Below are 16,384 nucleotides of genomic sequence, written 5' to 3'. Positions count from 1 at the left end.
GCATAGCCGCCGTCTTAAACCGGAACGGGCCCCGGCGGTGAGCCGGGGCCCGTCCGGTGGCCGCCGTTCCGCGGCCCCTGGTGACAGATCAGCTGATCAGGGCGTCAGCGCACGCGCCGTGCGTCGAACTGGCCCACCCAGTACTTCGTGCGGTCGAGATAGACGGTCTCCGCCTCGGTGCCGGTCTTCCCGTACGCGCCGGAGAAGGTCTGGTAGCCGAAACCGGCGGGCGGGTTGGCGGCGGCGGGCTCGATCGAACTGCCCTCGTGCCACTCGTTGAAGGAGGTGACGGAGACCCAGGTGGGCGATCCGCCGATGGCCGGGTCGAGCGCGTTGTTCCACTCCTTGTCATAGGTGGCGCCGTTGTCCCGGCCGAGCGTGGGGGTGGTGTTGCCCGGCACCGCGCGGTCGTCGATGTATCCGGGTGCCACCGAGGGCGCCCAGATCAGACCGTTGGCCTTGGCGTAGTCGCCGGCCTGCTTCCAGCCCGGGGCGGTGGCGCCCGCGATGCCGTCGTAGGTGTAGAGACCCGAGAAGTGCGCGATCTTGGAGGTGTCGGTGGTCTGCGCCAGGACCGTGTTGTTCTGGGTGACCTGGTCCAGGGCGGCCCAGTCCGTGATCTTCAGGCTCTCGAAGATGTAGAAGGCCGGACGGTTGTTGTGTTCGGCGTCGCGGTAGTACGCCGGGTGGCTGCCGTAGGTGGAGTTGAGGTACTGGATGTCGGAGACGACGGAGGCAGCGGTGCGCCCCGCGTACGGCTCGATGTGCCAGGCCACCTTGACGCCCTGCTGCTGGGCCGCGTCCAGCACGCCCTTGGCCAGGGTGTCCTCGTAACCACCCCTGCCCCACCAGCTGTAGACGATGACACCGGCGCCCGACTGCTTGACCCATTGCATGTGCTGGGCGACGGCTCCGGCGAAGTCACCGGAGTCGTACGCCCCCAGCTTCGGGTACAGGTCGGCGCCGACGTCCCGCGGTGGGGTGCGGCCGCCCTGCTGCCAGTGGCGGTAGCTGCCGTTCTTCACCGGGCTGCCGTACCACGGGTAGTAGAAGAGATGCACGTTCGACGACAGGGCGGCGGTCGCCGCCTGCTTCTCCAGGGTGAAGGTGTCGATGTCGAAGAGGGAGCCGGCCCCGCCGGTGAAGGTGAGGAAGACCGGTCCCGTCGGCGTGCCGGTCAGCGCGGTGGAGAGGGAACGGAAGTTCTCCCAGCCGCCGGTGTTCGGTACGGCCAGTGAACCGAGCACTGGTCCGGTGGCTGATCCGGAGCGGACCTGGATGGTGCCGCCGGAACCGCCCGAGGAGACCTTGGCGGTGAAGGTCCTGGTCCCGGCGAGCGAGGTCTGGGAGTAGCCGGCCCAGTCACCGTTCTCGATGTAGCCGAGGGTCCTGCCACCGCTGGCGGAGGCGTGGTCGGCGGGCTGCACCCCGGAGGACGAGGTGTACGACTCGCCCTCGAAGGTCGATGACGGCGTGCCGGTGCCGCCGAGCTCCTTGATCCGGATGTTGCGGAACGACACGTCGTCGCCGGTGCCGTGGTTCTGGATGCCGATATGTCCCTGCGCCAGGGACCGGGCGGGGTCGGTGTTGGTGAAGTCATTGATCTTCACCCCGTTGAGGAAGACCTGGAGCCGCTCCCCCTCCACCCGGATCTCGTATCCGTTCCACTCCCCCGGCGGGTTGAGGGCGCCGTCCCGGGCGGCGAGGTCGGCCGACTTGAAGCCGTAGACCGCGCCGGTGGTCCTGTCGGCGGCATCGGTGGCGTCGATCTGGATCTCGTAGCCCTGGTTCACCGCCGAGTTGGGGTCGTCGGAGGCGGGGAAGCCCACGAAGACACCGGAGTTGTCGTCTCCCTGCGCCTTCCAGTCGAGCTTGAGGGAGTACGCCTTGTACTCCTTCGCGCGGTACCAGAACAGCCCCATGCCGCCCTGCGAGGTGAGGGTGGCGTCGGTGTTGGTGAAGCTGCCGGGACCGGCCTGCGACCAGCCGGTGGTCGAGCCGTTGTAGAGCGTGGTGTAGCCGCTCTCCGGCCGGCAGTCGGCCTTGGCGAAGCCAGCCGCGTACCGGATTCCGCCGAGGAGCAGGGAGCGGAAGGCCGGGTCGGTGTACGACTCGGCGGTGTGGCCGAGGCCGGTGTAGAACGACCGGCCGCTGCCCTGGGCGTGGCACCAGGTGATGGGGTGGTCGCCGCTCATCTCCCCGCCGCTGTAGCTGCTTTCGTCGAGACTCTGCAGCACGCGCACGTTGTTGCGCGGATTGGTCCGGTAGTTGTACCACTCATCGGTCCTGGACCAGGTCTGGCCGAGGTGGGCGGTGGCCGCGTGGGACCGGTCCTCGGTCTTCAGCGTGGCCTGCTGGATCGCCGGGTGGCTCTTGAACCAGGCGCCGACGATCCCCTCGTACTGCGGCCAGCCGTACTCGGTGTCGGCCGCCGCGTGCACGCCGACATAGCCGCCGCCACCGTCGAGATACGACTGGAGGGCCGACTGCTGGGAGTCGTTGAGCACATCGCCGGTGGTGCTGAGGAACACCACCGTCTTGAACTGGGCCAGGTTGGCCGTGGTGAAGGCCGCGCTGTCCTCGGTGGCCGTGACGGTGAAGTTGTTGGCCGCACCGAGATCACGGATGGCCTGGGTACCGGCCGGAATGGAGTCGTGCCGGAAGCCCGCCGTCTTGGAGAAGACGAGCACCTTGTAGGCGGGGTCGGCGGCCTGCGCGGTCACGGCCGGTGTCAGGAACGCCCCGATGAGGGCGAGGGCGGTCACGAGGGCCGCGGCCAGCGCCGACGGTATTCGGCGCCGGCGTGCGGAAGGCCGGTGCGGGGTCTGATGCGTCATCATGGTCCCTTTCCCGCGCTTCACTTGGTGAGGGTGAGGGTGTCGATGTCGAACAGGGAGCCGGCGCCGCCGGTGAAGGAGAGGAACAGCGGTCCGGAGGAGGCTGTGCCCGTCAGGGCGGTGGAGACGGTGGTGAAGGTCTCCCAGCCGCCGGTGGGCTGGACGGCGACGGAGCCGAGCAGGGCGCCGGTCGCCGATCCCGACCGGACCTGGATGGTGCCGCCGGCGCCGCCCGAGGAGACCTTCGCGCTGAAGGTCTTGGTCCCGGCCGTGGGCACGGACGCGTACCCCGCCCAGTCACCGTTCTCGATGTAGCCGAGCGTCTTGCCGCCGCTGGCCGGGGCGTGGTCGGCGATCTGGACGCCCTGGGACGAGGAGTACGACTCCCCCTCCACCGTCTGGCCGGTGGCTCCGCTGCCGGTGGTGAAGGTGAAGGCGTCCACGTCGAAGAGGTTGCCCTGTCCCGTGGCGCCCTTGAAGACGAGGAACAACTCCGTCGAGGCGGCGGGCGCGTTGGTGAGGTTGGCGGAGACGTCGGTGAAGGTCTCCCAGCCGCCGGTCGTCGGTACGGTCAGCGTGCCGAGCAGGGTGCCGGTGGCCGATCCCGTGCGTACCTCGATCGTGCCGCCGGGGCCGCCGGAGGAGACCCGGGCCGTGATCTTGTTGGCGTTCCCCACCGCGTAGGGCTTGAAGGAGATCCAGTCACCGTTGTCGGTGAAGCCGACCGTGCTGCCTCCCTCGGCGGGACCGTGTGCCGCCACCTCTATGCCGGACTGGGCCGAGAAGTGCTCGGCCTGCCGGTGGCGGGGCTGGAGGATACGGATGCTGTGCGAGGTCAGTCCGGCGCCGTCGGTGTACTCGGCGTCGAAGACACCGTAGAGATTGGCGGCGCTGTCGTGCTCACCGTCGGTCGGCACGGCGATCGTTCCGGTGCAGCCGTTCTTCGAGGTGATCGCGTGACGGTGCTCGTCGTGGCCCAGGAGATAGGTGACCTTCACCTTGGCGCAGTCGATGGCCCCGTCCTCGGGGTCGGTGACGCTGACCGCGAAGGGCACGGTGTCACCGAAGGAGAACAGCTCACCGTCCTTGGGGCCGGTGAGATTGACGGTCGGCGCCGTGTTGCCCGCCGTCACCACCAGGCTCGCCGTGCCGGTGAGGCCCTGCGGATCCCTGACCGTCAGGGTCGGCCGGAAGGTGCCCGTGGTGGTGTAGGTGTGCGACGGGTTGGCCGCGGTGGACGTGGAGCCGTCACCGAAGTTCCAGGAGTAGGTCAGGGCCTGGCCCTCGGGGTCGGAGCTGCCCGCCGAGGAGAACGCGACAGTGAGCGGGACCGGTCCCGAGGTCTTGTCGGCCGCCGCGGCGGCGACCGGGTTGCGGTTGCTGCCGCCGACGTACTCGACCCGGTAGAGGGCCTGGTTGTTGGCGCCGGTGCCGTAGTCGAGCACGTACAGCGCGCCGTCCGGGCCGAATGCCTGGTCCATGACCTGGGTGCCGGTCCAGGGGAAGGCCTCGATGACGCCGGGAGCGCCGTCGGCCTTCACCTCGATGGCCTTGATCCACTTCCGGCCGTACTCGGCGGCGAAGAAGCGGCCGTTGAGGGACTCCGGGAACTTCACGTTCGAGTTCAGGTTCGCGTCGTAGCGGTAGACCGGTCCGCCCATGGGGGATTCGGAGCCGCCGCCGAACTCGGGCGGGGAGCCGGCGTCGCCGCCGTACCTGATCCAGCTCGCCTTGGCCGCGGGCAGCGTGGCCTGGCCGGTGTTGCGGAAGGAGTTGTTGGCCGGGCCGCCGGCGCAGTTGTACTTCGCCCCGGTGGGACCGCTCGGGAAGGTGTACTCACCGTAGGTCTCGGCCGCGGTGTTCGTGCCGGTGCAGTACGGCCAGCCGTAGTTGCCGGGTCCGGTGATGCGGTTGAACTCGACCTGGCCGCTGGGTCCGCGCCCGCCCCCGTCGGTGCCCCCGGCGTCGGGTCCGTAGTCACCGAGGTAGACGATGCCGGTGGCCTTGTCGACCGACATCCGGAAGGGGTTGCGGAAGCCCATCGCGTAGATCTCCGGACGGGTCTGCGCCGTACCGGGGGCGAAGAGGTTCCCCGCCGGGACGGTGTAGCCGCCGGCGGCCGTCGGCTTGATCCTGAGGACCTTGCCGCGCAGGTCGTTGGTGTTGCCGGAGGAGCGCTGGGCGTCGAACTGCGGGTTGCGGTCGGTCCGTTCGTCGATCGGTGCGTAACCGCTCGACTCGAACGGGTTGGTGTCGTCACCGGTGGTCAGATAGAGGTTCCCGGCGGCGTCGAAGTCGATGTCCCCGCCGACGTGGCAGCACTGGCCGCGGTCGTTGGGCACTTCGAGGACGACCTTCTCGCTCGCCATGTCGAGCGTGCCGTCGGTCTTCAGCGTGAACCGGGAGAGGTTGAGATGGCCCTTCCACGGTTCGAAGGAGGCGGCCGAGCCGGTGACCGGGGCGTCGCCGCCCGGGGTGTTCAGCTTGGGTGAGTAGTACAGGTAGAGATACCGGTTGGAGGCGAAGCCGGGGTCGGCGGCTATGCCCTGAAGCCCTTCCTCGTCATGGGTGTAGACGTCGAGCTTCCCTGCCGTCTTGGTGTTGCCGGCGGCGTCGGTGAAACGCACCGTGCCGTCACGGGCGGTATGCACGACCGCACGGTCGGGCAGCACCGCGAGCGACATGGCCTCGCCCAACTCGGCGGATCCGAGGGCAAGTTGCACCTGCTGGTAGTCGCCGGCCGGAATGGCCGCAGGGGCGGCGGGCGCGGCGGGCGCCGCGGCCACGGAGCCGGCGGCGGGGGCGCCGGTCGCCGGCCCGGTGACCACACCACCCGCGACGACCAGCGCGAGAACGGTGAGCCACCTCGACCATGACCGCTTCCGTTTCGGCGGCCCTGACAGTCCTGACGGTCCAGACATGGAGCTTCCTTCCTGACCTGGTGGGGGGCGTGAGCCAGGCATGCGGGCACGCGAAACCGCGCTGCCGTCTCACTGAGGGGCGAAGCCTGCGTCCACGGGTGATGTCCCGTCACCTGCGGTGCAGTGGAACCGTATTGGCGGAGGGCTTTCGATGCGGCATCAACGTATTGCGGAAACTCGCGAGAGTTTTGCATGCTGGCAACGGCCACCCTAATTTGTCAAGGCCGTGTCAAAATTCCGGTGCGCACCCCCGGAGCCCGTTCGGGCACGTCCCGCGACGGCCCTCGTCGGCGCACGACGTGAAGTGGCTGATCCACTCATCCTTTGGGAGGAAGCACCTGGTGTCCCCGCTCCGCCCGGCGCCCGGACACCGGTACCTGCGCTTGTATGAGGCGAATGGACCACATCACGTTTCTGGTGACAGTGGTGATCTTGACCGCCCTGGCGTTCGACTTCACCAACGGATTCCATGACACCGCGAACGCGATGGCGACATCGATCGCCACCGGAGCGCTACGCCCCAGGGTCGCCGTGCTGATCAGCGGTGTACTGAACCTCGCGGGCGCGTTCCTCTCCACCGAGGTCGCCAGAACGATCTCCGGTGGCATCGTGAACGACACCCTGGTCACGCCGGGTATGGTCTTCGCCGGTCTGATCGGTGCCATCCTGTGGAATCTGACGACCTGGCTGCTCGGCCTGCCCTCCAGTTCCTCGCACGCGCTGTTCGGGGGCCTGATCGGCGCCGTGTGGGTGGGCGCGGGGCGGCACGGCGTACATTTCGACCAGGTGATCGAGAAGATCATCCTTCCGGCGATCGCCTCTCCGGTGGTGGCCGGGCTCGCCGCGCTGGCGGCCACCTACTTCGCCTACCGGCTGACCGTCCGGGGCCGGGGCGCCTCGGTCGACCGGGGTTTCCGGCTGGGGCAGGTCGTCTCCGCCTCACTGGTCTCCCTGGCGCACGGCACCAACGACGCCCAGAAGACCATGGGCGTCATCACCCTCACCCTGATCTCCGTGGGCGCGCTGGCGCCGAACTCGGGACCGCCGCTCTGGGTCATCGGCTCGGCCGGGCTGGCCATCGCCCTCGGTACCTATATCGGCGGCTGGCGGATCATCAGGACCATGGGCCGGGGTCTCACCGATATCCGCGCCCCCCAGGGGTTCGCCGCCGAGTCGTCCGCCACGACCGTGATCCTCACCTCCGCCCATCTGGGCTTCGCCCTCTCCACCACCCAGGTCTGCTCCGGCGCCATCCTCGGCGCGGGGCTGGGCCGGAAGCTGGCGGAGGTGCGCTGGGGAATCGCGGGACGGATGCTCATCGCCTGGTGCGTCACCCTGCCCGCGGCGGCGGCCGTCGGCGCGCTCGCCGCCGTGATGGTCGTCTACGGCGGGACCATCGGCACCGTCGTCATCGCCCTGGCCGCCGCGGCCGTGGCCGTCTTCATCGTGATCGTCTCCCGGCGCCATCCCGTCACACGGGTCAACGTCAACGACGAACGCACCGTCACCGTCCGCTCGGGAAGCGCCAAGGCGAACGCGTGAGAGGAGCAGACCGCATGGCTGTGCACTGGAACGACTTCGGGGAGGTGGCCCTCGTCAGCATCGGGGCCACCGTGGGGGTCGTGATCGTCTTCTCGCTGGGCGTACGCGCCCTGGCGCCGCGGGACGTGAACGGCGTCCGGCGCAGGGACGGAGCCCGGGTCCGTCCGCCGACCGCGGGGGCGAAGGCCGTCGCGGCGGTCTGTTTCCTCGCCTGCGCGGCGGCGGTCGCGTACGGCCTGTATCTGATCGTCCCGCAGTTTCACTGAGCGGCCCCGCCTGCGGGCGCACCCGGGCTCTCACCGGCGGCCCCGCCGGCGCAGACGCTCTGCCCCTTCGGCGAGGAGCACGGCAGATGACCATGCGTACGGACCACGTCCTGCCCGCTGCCGCGCAGCAGATAGCTGAGGAAGCTGGAGACGAGGGAGTCGGCGGGCGGATTCCCGTAGGTGTACGCGTACTCGACCTCCCGGAACGGATAGGCGCTCCCGGTGATGGTGTCGGCGGAGGCGGACAGTCCGTCCAGACTCAGCGGATGCAGCCCCTTCGGCATGCTGCCGGAGCGCAGCTCGGTGTATCCGATGGCCCCCGGGATGCCGGCGACGGTGGCCAGGACCCGGTCCGTCCTGTCGAGTTCGCAGCGGAAGACCCGGGCGCGCGGGTCGTCCTTGCCGCGGCAGTCGGCCGAGGAGTCGGCCTCCTCGAACTCGCCGCCGAGCACCCTGCGCTGGAAGATGTCGCGGGTCCCCGAGCCGGATTTCCGGCTGGCGAGGATGATGGGCAGATCGGGGCCGCCGAGTTCGGGCGCGTTCCACCGCGTGAGGTCACCCCGGTAGATCCGGCGGACCTGATCGATCGTCAGACCGGGCAGCGCGACGGAGTCATTGACGACCAGGGTGTAGACGGAGACGGCGACCGGGTTCTCCCGCAGCCGGGGGAAGCCGTCGGACTTGGGGCCGTCGGACAGCGCGATCAGCGCGGGTGAGCCGTCCTTCGCGGCGGCGCCGCGCTCGTCCAACTCCTGGATGCCCTCGCGGCTGCTGCGCGCGTCGACGTGCACGGTCGAACCGGCGCAGTCCTTCTCGTACTTGTCCGCGAGTTCCCGGGCGACCGGGTTGAAGGCGGTGGAGCCCGTGATGGTCAGCACGCCCCTCGCGCAGCCCATCGGCGGCCGGGCGTCGTCGCGTACGACGATGATCGAGGCGAGTGTGACCACGCAGACGGTCAGCAGGACGATGATCAGCCGGGACGCCCTGCTGAACAGGGGCGGGGTGTCGTCGGGGGTCGTACCGCGGTTCGGGAAGACCCCGCCGTCCCTGATGCCACCGGTCACCCGTATCGCGTCGCCGACCCGCCCCCCGGTGAGCAGGACGAGCAGCTTGAAGTACTGGCCCTGGTTGAGCGGCACCCGGGGCAGGTAGACGCTGTCGTCGGCGTGGCGCAGCCCGGCGGAGGGGGTGAAGTGGTCGAGCAGATGGTCGGCGCCGCCCGGCGCGGTGACGGCGATGCCCCGGATGGTGCGGGAGCTGAACTCCACCGTCAGACCGTGGAGTTCACGTCCCGTGTAGTCGGCGTCGGCGATGCTCTGGGAGCCGTCGTTCTCGATGCGCAGCAGTACGAGCGTGGCATCGGAGAGATGCGGGTTGTCCTGGAAGAGGCCGAGCCTGACCCCGGCACGGCCGGTGCGCTCCGCGTTGCTCACCGGGGTGTCCAGCTGGACCCGGTAGCCGATGCGGGTGCGCCGCGGTACGCGCCGCTCGTACCAGAGCACCCCCAGTGAAGCGACGACACCGAGGACCGCGGTACCGACGGCGATGATGTTCTCCGCGCTGAGCCATTCCATGGCCGTGCGCCCCCCTCGAAAACGGACTCGAACAAGCGACCGATAGCGAAATCGTCCGGTCACCGTACGGTCGCCTTGGGCGACGGGTCGCCGACTTCGCCGCTCCGTGCTCTGCTGTTCGCCAAAGGTTCAGCGGGGCTCGGGCGGGACCCGGGTTCCAGGCGGCGCCACCCGTGGGCCGGTTCATAGGACCATCCCGCACTTACCGAAAGCGGCCCGCCTCCGCTATCCAGGTAGGGAGGCTCGTGGGAGAGGCTCGCCACTCGTGTGCGTACCCTCCCGGAAAGCCTCGCCCCGATTCCCGCGAGGAGGGGATGATGGATACCGCCACACCGGTCTCCGAGAGCGGCGCGACGCCCGGCGGAGAGAATGAGAAAGAAGACCCGACGGTCCATATTCTCTGGATCAACGCGGGTCTGAGCTGCGACGGAGACTCCGTATCACTCACCGCGGCCACCCAGCCGAGCATCGAGGAAATAGCCCTCGGAGCCCTTCCAGGACTGCCCAAAGTGGCGGTGCACTGGCCCCTGATCGATTTCGAATGCGGCCCGGTACAGGGCGCCGACAATTTCGTCGAATGGTTCTTCAAGGCGGATCGCGGAGAGATCGAACCCTTCGTGCTGGTCGTCGAGGGATCCATTCCGAATGAATCGATCAAGAGCGAAGGCTATTGGTGCGGATTCGGCGACGATCCCGAGACCGGGCAGCCGATCACCACCAGCGAGTGGATCGACCGGCTCGCCCCCAAGGCACTGGCCGTCGTGGCCATCGGTACCTGCGCGACGTACGGCGGGATCCACGCCATGGAGGGCAACCCGACCGGCGCGATGGGCGTACCCGACTATCTGGGCTGGGACTGGAAGTCCAAGGCGGGCATCCCGATCGTCTGCATCCCCGGCTGTCCGGTCCACCCGGACAACGCGTCGGAGACGCTGCTGTATCTGCTCTACCAGGCCGCCGGATCCGCGCCGATGATCCCGCTCGACGAACAGCTCCGGCCGACCTGGCTGTTCGGCGCGACCGTCCACGAGGGCTGCGACCGGGCCGGCTACTACGAGCAGGGCCAGTTCGCGACCGAGTACGGCTCGCCGCAGTGTCTGGTGAAGCTGGGCTGCTGGGGTCCGGTCGTCAAGTGCAACGTCCCCAAGCGCGGCTGGATCAACGGCGTCGGCGGCTGCCCCAACGTCGGCGGCATCTGTATCGCCTGCACGATGCCCGGCTTCCCGGACAAGTTCATGCCCTTCATGGACGAGCCGCCGGGCGGTCATGTGTCGGCGGCGGCCAGCGGGGCCTACGGCAAGGTCATCCGCAAACTGCGCGGTGTCACGGCCAGGACCGTCGACAAGGAACCGAAGTGGCGGCGCAAGGGCGACACGGTCCTGACCGGCTACCACCCCCCGTGGTGAACCGCCCCGCGCGGTGAACCGGCCCCTGGTGAACCGCCCCGCCTCGTGTCCCACCCCGTGGTCCCATCCCCTGGTGATCCGGTCCCCCCACCGTTGAGGAAAGGTGCGCACCCCATGGCGCCGACGAAGCGAGCCGAGGACAGCAACGGCCTGATGGAGATGTCCTGGGATCCGATCACCCGGATCGTGGGCAGCCTCGGGATCCACACGAAGATCGACTTCAAGCAGAAGCGGGTGGCGGAGTGCTACAGCACCTCGTCCGTCTTCCGCGGCTACAGCGTCTTCATGCGGGGCAAGGACCCCCGGGACGCGCACTTCATCACCAGCCGCATCTGCGGCATCTGCGGTGACAACCACGCGACCTGTTCGGTGTACACGCAGAACATGGCGTACGGCGTGAAGCCCCCGCACCTCGGCGAGTGGATCATCAACCTCGGCGAGGCCGCGGAGTACATGTTCGACCACAACATCTTCCAGGAGAACCTGGTCGGGGTGGACTACTGCGAGAAGATGGTCCGCGAGACCAACCCCGGCGTCCTGGACCTGGCCGAGCGCACCGAGGCCCCCCACGCGGGCGACCACGGCTACCGCACCATCGCGGACATCATGCGCTCGCTCAACCCGCTGGAGGGCGAGTTCTACCGCGAGGCGCTCCAGGTCAGCCGGGAGACCCGGGAGATGTTCTGTCTGATGGAGGGGCGGCATGTCCATCCCTCCACGCTCTACCCCGGCGGCGTCGGAACCGTGGCCACCATCCAGCTGTTCACGGACTACCTGACCCGGCTGACGCGCTACGTGGAGTTCATGAAGCGCGTCGTCCCGCTCCACGACGATCTGTTCGACTTCTTCTACGAGGCGCTGCCCGGGTACGAGGAGGTCGGCCGGCGCCGGGTGCTGCTGGGCTGCTGGGGCGCCTTCAACGACCCCGAGCACTGCGACTTCACGTACCGGAACATGTCCGACTGGGGACGGCGCATGTTCGTCACGCCGGGCATCATCGTCGACGGCAAGCTCATCACCAACGACCTCGTCGACATCAACCTCGGCATCCGGATCCTGCTCGGCAGCTCGTACTACGACGACTGGGCGGGCCAGGAGAAGTTCGTCGAGCGCGACCCGCTGGGCAACCCGGTGGACGGGCGTCATCCGTGGAACCAGCACACCATCCCGGCTCCGCAGAAGCGGAACTTCGAGGACAAGTACAGCTGGGTGATGTCCCCGCGCTGGTTCGACGGTACGGACCATCTCGCGCTGGACACCGGCGGCGGCCCCCTCGCCCGGCTCTGGTCCACCGCGCTGTCGGGGCTGGTCGACTTCGGCTATGTGCGCTCGACCGGGCACAGCGTCGAGATCAACCTCCCGCGCACCATGACCAAGCCGGAGACCCGCTTCGAGTGGCGCATCCCCCGGTGGAGCAACGCCCTGGAGCGCAACCGCGCGCGCACCTACTTCCAGGCGTACGCCGCCGCCTGCGCGCTGCACTTCGCGGAGCGGGCGATGGAGGAGGTCCGCACGGGCCGCACCCAGACCTGGGAGAGCTTCGAGGTGCCGGACGAGTCGATCGGCGTCGGCTTCACCGAGGCGGTACGCGGTGTGCTCTCCCACCACATGGTGATCAGGGACGGCAAGATCGCCAACTACCATCCGTACCCGCCCACTCCGTGGAACGCCAGTGTGCGTGACTCCTACGGCACGCCGGGCCCGTACGAGGACGCGGTGCAGAACACACCGATCTTCGAGGAGAACCCCCCGGACTCCTTCAAGGGCATCGACATCATGCGGGCGGTGCGCAGCTTCGACCCGTGTCTGCCGTGCGGCGTCCATATGTACGTCGGCGGTGGCAGGACCATCCAGGAGACCCATATGCCCACCGGGCTCAGCGGGTTCGCCGGCTGATCCGCGCAGGCGCGGGCCCGCCCGGGGCCGTCCCCACCGGAGGAAAGGCACCGTGACATGGCAGCAACGGCCAAGGAGCAGCAGGCGGGTGAGCACATCGCCGCGCTGCTCGATGATCTCGGAAGATCGATGGGGCCCGCGGGGCGCGATCTCGCGGACGAACTCGTGCACAGCATCGTCGAGTTCTACGGGAGCGGTCTGGCCCGGGTGGTGGAGCTGCTGCGCGACGCACCGGACGGCGCCGACCCGCTGACCCTGCTCGGCGGCGACGAACTCGTCGGCGGACTGCTGGTGCTGCACGACCTCCACCCCGAGGACACCCTGACCCGGGTGGGCCGGGCGCTGGACGAGGTCCGCCCGTATCTGGGGTCGCACGCGGGCGATGTGGACATCGCCGGGCTCGATCCGGAGGACGGCGAGGGAGCGGACGGACTCACCCTCCGGCTGCGGCTGCGGGGCAGCTGCGACGGCTGTCCGTCCTCCGCGCAGACCGTGCGCTGGACGATCGAGGAGGCCGTGGCCCGGCGCGTGCCCGAGATCTCGAAGGTGGAGGTCGAGGGCGTGACGGAGGAGCGGCCGGAACCGAAGCTTCTCCAGATCATGTCCGGCCCCCCGGACACGCCGGCCGGTGAGGCAGCCGCCGGTGCCCTCGACAGGCCGGCGGGCGCTCCGGTCGAGTGGCAGCCGCTGACGGGGCTGCCGGTGCTCGCCGACGGCGAGTCCGCCGTGTACGGGGGCGCGGGCACCCCGCTGCTGCTGGTCCGGCTGCCCGGCAATCTGTACGCGTACCGCGACCACTGTCCGGGCTGTGCGGGCCGGCTGGGCGAGGCGGCGGTCGACGGCGAGCGGCTGCGCTGTCCGTCCTGCGCGGCCGAGTACGACATCCGCCGGGCCGGCCAGGGCGAGCGCGGCCATCTGGAGCCCGTCCCCCTGCTGGAGGAGAACGGCTCCGTACGGGTGGCGCTGCCGGGCATCCTGCTGGGGACGGGGCCATGACGGCGCGGCCCGCCCCGGCGGGGGGCGTCCCTGTCACAGCGGAGCACTCCTCGGGCGGACCGACCGGACGGAACGCACCGACCGGACCGAACGCCGTATCGGGCCCGTCCGGGCTGCGCGGCTTCACCCGCCGCCCGCCGCCCGCGCGGGAACGGTGCGAGCTGTGCGCCGAGCCGCTGTCCGGTGAGCACCGGCATCTGGTCGACACCCGTAAGCGGTCGCTGATGTGCGCCTGCACCGGCTGCTATCTGCTGTTCACCCGTCCGGGCGCGGGCGCGGGCCACTTCCGCGCGGTGCCCGACCGGTATCTGGCGGACCCGGACTTCACCCTGGACGAGGAGAGCTGGAACCGGCTCCAGATCCCGGTCGGCCTCGCCTTCTTCTTCCGCAACTCCGAGCTGGACCGGCTGGCCGCGTTCTACCCCAGCCCGGCGGGCGCCACGGAGAGCGAGCTGGACCCGGACACCTGGCGCGACGTCCTCGGCCACAGCCGGCTGGCGGCGCTGCTGCGGCCCGACACCGAGGCGCTGCTGATCCGGCGCGAGCGCGAGGCGGAGGGACCGGGCACGGGTGAGTGCTATCTGGTGCCGGTCGACGCCTGTTACGAGCTGGTGGGCCGGATGCGGCTGCACTGGCAGGGGTTCGACGGCGGCGCCGAGGCGCGCGCGGATCTGGCGGACTTCTTCGCCCGGGTCCGGGCCGCGGCACGCCCCCCGGCGGAGGAGGACGGCCCATGACCGAGCTGGAGTTCTCCTGTCTCGACGTACGGCCGGAGCCGTACGGCACCGGCCCGACCCTGCTGTTCCGGCTGCGGATCGAGGCGGCCGGCGGCGCGCGGGTGCACGCCCTGGCGCTGCGCTGCCAGCTACGGATCGAACCCGTCCAACGTCGTTACACCCCGGTCGAGATGGAGATGCTCGGCGATCTCTTCGGGGAGCCCGACCGGTGGAGCAGCACACTCAAACCGCTCCAGTTCGCCCATGCCTCGGTGACCGTGCCCGGTTTCACGGGCGCCACCGAGATCGAGCTGCCGGTGCCCTGTACGTACGACATGGAGGTGGCGTCCGCCAAGTACTTCCGCGCCCTCGCGGACGGTGAGGTCCCGCTCCTGCTGCTGTTCTCCGGCACGGTCTTCAGCGGTGAGCGCGGCTTCACGGCGGAACCGGTCCCCTGGCACAAGGAGACCGGCTTCCGGATGCCGGTCAAGGTCTGGCAGAACATGATCGAGCAGTACTTCCCCGGCTCCGGCTGGCTGCGGGTACGCGACGACTGTCTGGAATCCCTGCGCCGTTACCGCTCGGAGCGGGCCCTGCCCTCCTGGGAGCGGGTCTTCGAGGAGCTGCTGCGCACCGCCGAAGGAGGGCAGCCATGACCGGGGACACCGTGGAACGGGTGACGGCGGGCTTCACCGAGGCCCGCCGGGTCGCGGACGCGCTGCTGTTCGAGGGGTATGTGCTGTATCCCTACCGTGCCTCCGCGCGGAAGAACCAACTGCGCTGGCAGTTCGGCGTATTGGTGCCGCCGGCCTGGCAGGACGCGGGCGGCGAGCACACCTGGCAGCGTACGGAATGCCTCCTGGAGCCCCGTCGCGCCGACCGGCTCCTCGTGGAGCTGCGGTTCCTCCAGGTGCGCCGCCGTACGGTCGAGCGTCTGTCGCCGGACGGCGCGAGCTGGACCGAGGTGGCCGAACTCGACCTGCCCGACCGGGTGCTGGTGCCCTGGGACGAGGGCGAGGAGGAGCGCGTCGAACTCGACGTGCCGCTCGCCCGGCTCACCGGGGAGGGGCACACGCGGCGGTTCGAACTGCCCGGCGGGGTGGAGCACGAGCCGGTGTACGACGGTGCGGCCGGGGTCGTCGGACGTCTGGTACGCCACACCCGGCCGCTGACGGGCGAGATCCGGCTCACCACCGAGCCGCTGCCCGGTCCGTACGGGGCGCTGCGGCTGACCGCGACCGTGCGCAATGTGTCGGCCTGGACGCCCGGTCCGGAGGAGGCCGGCGACCGCGAACGCGCCCTGCCGCACAGCCTGATCGGGGCGCATCTGCTGCTGGGGCTGCCCGGCGGGCGGTTCCTGTCGATGGCGGATCCGCCGGAGTGGGCCGGCCCGGCGGCGCGCACCTGCCGCAACGAACACACCTGGCCGGTGCTGGCCTGCGGGGAGGGCCGGGACGAGGTCATGCTGTCCTCGCCGATCATCCTCGACGACCACCCCGAGGTCGCGGCGGAGAGCCCGGGACCGCTGTACGACGCCACCGAGATCGACGAGATCCTCTCGCTGCGTACGGCCGCGCTCACCGAACGGGAGAAGCGCGAGGCGCGCGGGACGGACGCCCGTGCCGCCGAAGTGATCGATCTGGTGGACGGCATGCCGGCCGAGGTGATGGAGCGGCTGCACGGCGCGATCCGCGGGCTGCGCGAGGTGACCGGCGAGTCGACGGGCGGGTCGACGGGCGGGCGGGCAGGCCGCCGTACGACGGCCGGTGACGCCCCGGACGGGGCACGGTCCTCGGACTCGGACGGCGCGCGGCCGTCGTCCGACGACGTCGTGGAGCCGTCCGCCGCTCCCCCCTCGGCCGGGCTCCGGCTGCCCACCGGCCCGGGACTGCCCTGGTGGGACCCCGCCCAGGACCCGGCACCCGCGCCCGGCGGGGGAACGGTCACCGTCGACGGGCAGGTGCTCGGTGCCGGAAGCAGAGTGCTGCTCCAGCCGGGACCGCGCAGGTCCGACGCCCAGGACATCTTCCTCACGGGCCGCGCGGCGACGGTCGAGGCGGTGCTGGAGGACTTCGACGGCGAGACCCATATCGCGGTCACCGTGGACGGGGATCCCGGCATCGATGTACGGCGCGAGCAGGGCCGGTTCCTCTACTTCCGCCCCGACGAGGTGGATCCCCTGCCGGAGCCCGCGCGGGCTCCCGCTCGGGACGGCGAAGGAGGGGTGTGA

11 protein-coding genes are annotated in these 16,384 nt (G+C 70.0%); 8 read left to right on the top strand and 3 right to left on the bottom strand.

Features of this window, described 5'->3' with window-relative positions; genetic code table 11:
- Positions 1 to 104: 104 nt before the first annotated feature.
- Together CU044_RS26250 and CU044_RS26245 are read right to left on the bottom strand one after the other, a co-directional pair.
- The gene (locus CU044_RS26250; RefSeq protein ID WP_129771244.1) at positions 105 to 2,837 is read right to left on the bottom strand and encodes a ThuA domain-containing protein; all 2,733 of its coding nucleotides are present in this window, start codon (positions 2,835 to 2,837) and stop codon (positions 105 to 107) included.
- Positions 2,838 to 2,857: 20 nt separating this feature from the next.
- Positions 2,858 to 5,758, bottom strand: coding sequence for a carbohydrate-binding protein (locus tag CU044_RS26245; RefSeq protein WP_193564075.1), 2,901 nt, complete (start codon positions 5,756 to 5,758; stop codon positions 2,858 to 2,860).
- Between the two features lie 396 nt (positions 5,759 to 6,154).
- Here CU044_RS26245 and CU044_RS26240 point away from each other — a divergent pair, with 396 nt between their 5' ends.
- Positions 6,155 to 7,300, top strand: coding sequence for an inorganic phosphate transporter (locus CU044_RS26240; protein ID WP_129771228.1), 1,146 nt, complete (start codon positions 6,155 to 6,157; stop codon positions 7,298 to 7,300).
- 14 nt (positions 7,301 to 7,314) lie between these two features.
- Positions 7,315 to 7,566 carry a hypothetical protein gene (locus tag CU044_RS26235; protein ID WP_129771227.1) on the top strand — a complete coding sequence of 84 codons (252 nt, stop codon included), beginning with the start codon at positions 7,315 to 7,317 and terminating at the stop codon, positions 7,564 to 7,566.
- Here the strand turns inward: CU044_RS26235 and CU044_RS26230 are convergent.
- Complete coding sequence (locus CU044_RS26230) at positions 7,560 to 9,140, bottom strand: substrate-binding domain-containing protein (RefSeq protein WP_129771226.1); 1,581 nt, start codon at positions 9,138 to 9,140, stop codon at positions 7,560 to 7,562. The genes CU044_RS26235 and CU044_RS26230 overlap by 7 nt on opposite strands.
- Before the next feature lie 317 nt (positions 9,141 to 9,457).
- On the opposite strand from CU044_RS26230, the gene CU044_RS26225 reads away from it, so the two are divergent.
- The 6 genes from CU044_RS26225 (at position 9,458) to CU044_RS26200 (ending at position 16,384) form a co-directional block, all read left to right on the top strand.
- Positions 9,458 to 10,546, top strand: a complete 1,089-nt coding sequence (locus tag CU044_RS26225) for a hydrogenase expression protein HypE (protein ID WP_129771225.1) — start codon at positions 9,458 to 9,460, stop codon at positions 10,544 to 10,546.
- 114 nt (positions 10,547 to 10,660) lie between these two features.
- Complete coding sequence (locus CU044_RS26220) at positions 10,661 to 12,442, top strand: nickel-dependent hydrogenase large subunit (protein ID WP_129771224.1); 1,782 nt, start codon at positions 10,661 to 10,663, stop codon at positions 12,440 to 12,442.
- A gap of 57 nt (positions 12,443 to 12,499) precedes the next feature.
- The gene (locus CU044_RS39740; RefSeq protein ID WP_129771223.1) at positions 12,500 to 13,438 is read left to right on the top strand and encodes a NifU family protein; all 939 of its coding nucleotides are present in this window, start codon (positions 12,500 to 12,502) and stop codon (positions 13,436 to 13,438) included.
- Positions 13,439 to 13,599: 161 nt separating this feature from the next.
- A complete protein-coding gene (locus CU044_RS26210; RefSeq protein WP_240045855.1) occupies positions 13,600 to 14,175 on the top strand; it encodes a DUF5947 family protein in 576 nt (191 codons plus the stop codon).
- Positions 14,172 to 14,810, top strand: a complete 639-nt coding sequence (locus CU044_RS26205; protein WP_129771222.1) for a DUF6084 family protein — start codon at positions 14,172 to 14,174, stop codon at positions 14,808 to 14,810. The genes CU044_RS26210 and CU044_RS26205 overlap by 4 nt, the downstream gene beginning before the upstream one ends.
- Entirely contained in the window at positions 14,807 to 16,384 is a 1,578-nt protein-coding gene (locus CU044_RS26200; protein WP_129771221.1) for a hypothetical protein, read from the top strand. The genes CU044_RS26205 and CU044_RS26200 overlap by 4 nt, the downstream gene beginning before the upstream one ends.

The organism is Streptomyces sp. L-9-10, from assembly GCF_004151105.1.
Taxonomy (GTDB): domain Bacteria; phylum Actinomycetota; class Actinomycetes; order Streptomycetales; family Streptomycetaceae; genus Streptomyces.
The sequence above is the reverse complement of the archived record's forward strand: the minus strand, read 5'-3'. Positions and strand labels throughout refer to the sequence as shown.

Coding starts and splice junctions, on each gene's coding strand:
- CU044_RS26250 (WP_129771244.1), bottom strand. CDS start 2,837: ATGACGCATCAGACCCCGCACCGGCCTTCCGCACGCCGGCGCCGAATA.
- CU044_RS26245 (WP_193564075.1), bottom strand. CDS start 5,758: ATGTCTGGACCGTCAGGACTGTCAGGGCCGCCGAAACGGAAGCGGTCA.
- CU044_RS26240 (WP_129771228.1), top strand. CDS start 6,155: ATGGACCACATCACGTTTCTGGTGACAGTGGTGATCTTGACCGCCCTG.
- CU044_RS26235 (WP_129771227.1), top strand. CDS start 7,315: ATGGCTGTGCACTGGAACGACTTCGGGGAGGTGGCCCTCGTCAGCATC.
- CU044_RS26230 (WP_129771226.1), bottom strand. CDS start 9,140: ATGGAATGGCTCAGCGCGGAGAACATCATCGCCGTCGGTACCGCGGTC.
- CU044_RS26225 (WP_129771225.1), top strand. CDS start 9,458: ATGGATACCGCCACACCGGTCTCCGAGAGCGGCGCGACGCCCGGCGGA.
- CU044_RS26220 (WP_129771224.1), top strand. CDS start 10,661: ATGGCGCCGACGAAGCGAGCCGAGGACAGCAACGGCCTGATGGAGATG.
- CU044_RS39740 (WP_129771223.1), top strand. CDS start 12,500: ATGGCAGCAACGGCCAAGGAGCAGCAGGCGGGTGAGCACATCGCCGCG.
- CU044_RS26205 (WP_129771222.1), top strand. CDS start 14,172: ATGACCGAGCTGGAGTTCTCCTGTCTCGACGTACGGCCGGAGCCGTAC.
- CU044_RS26200 (WP_129771221.1), top strand. CDS start 14,807: ATGACCGGGGACACCGTGGAACGGGTGACGGCGGGCTTCACCGAGGCC.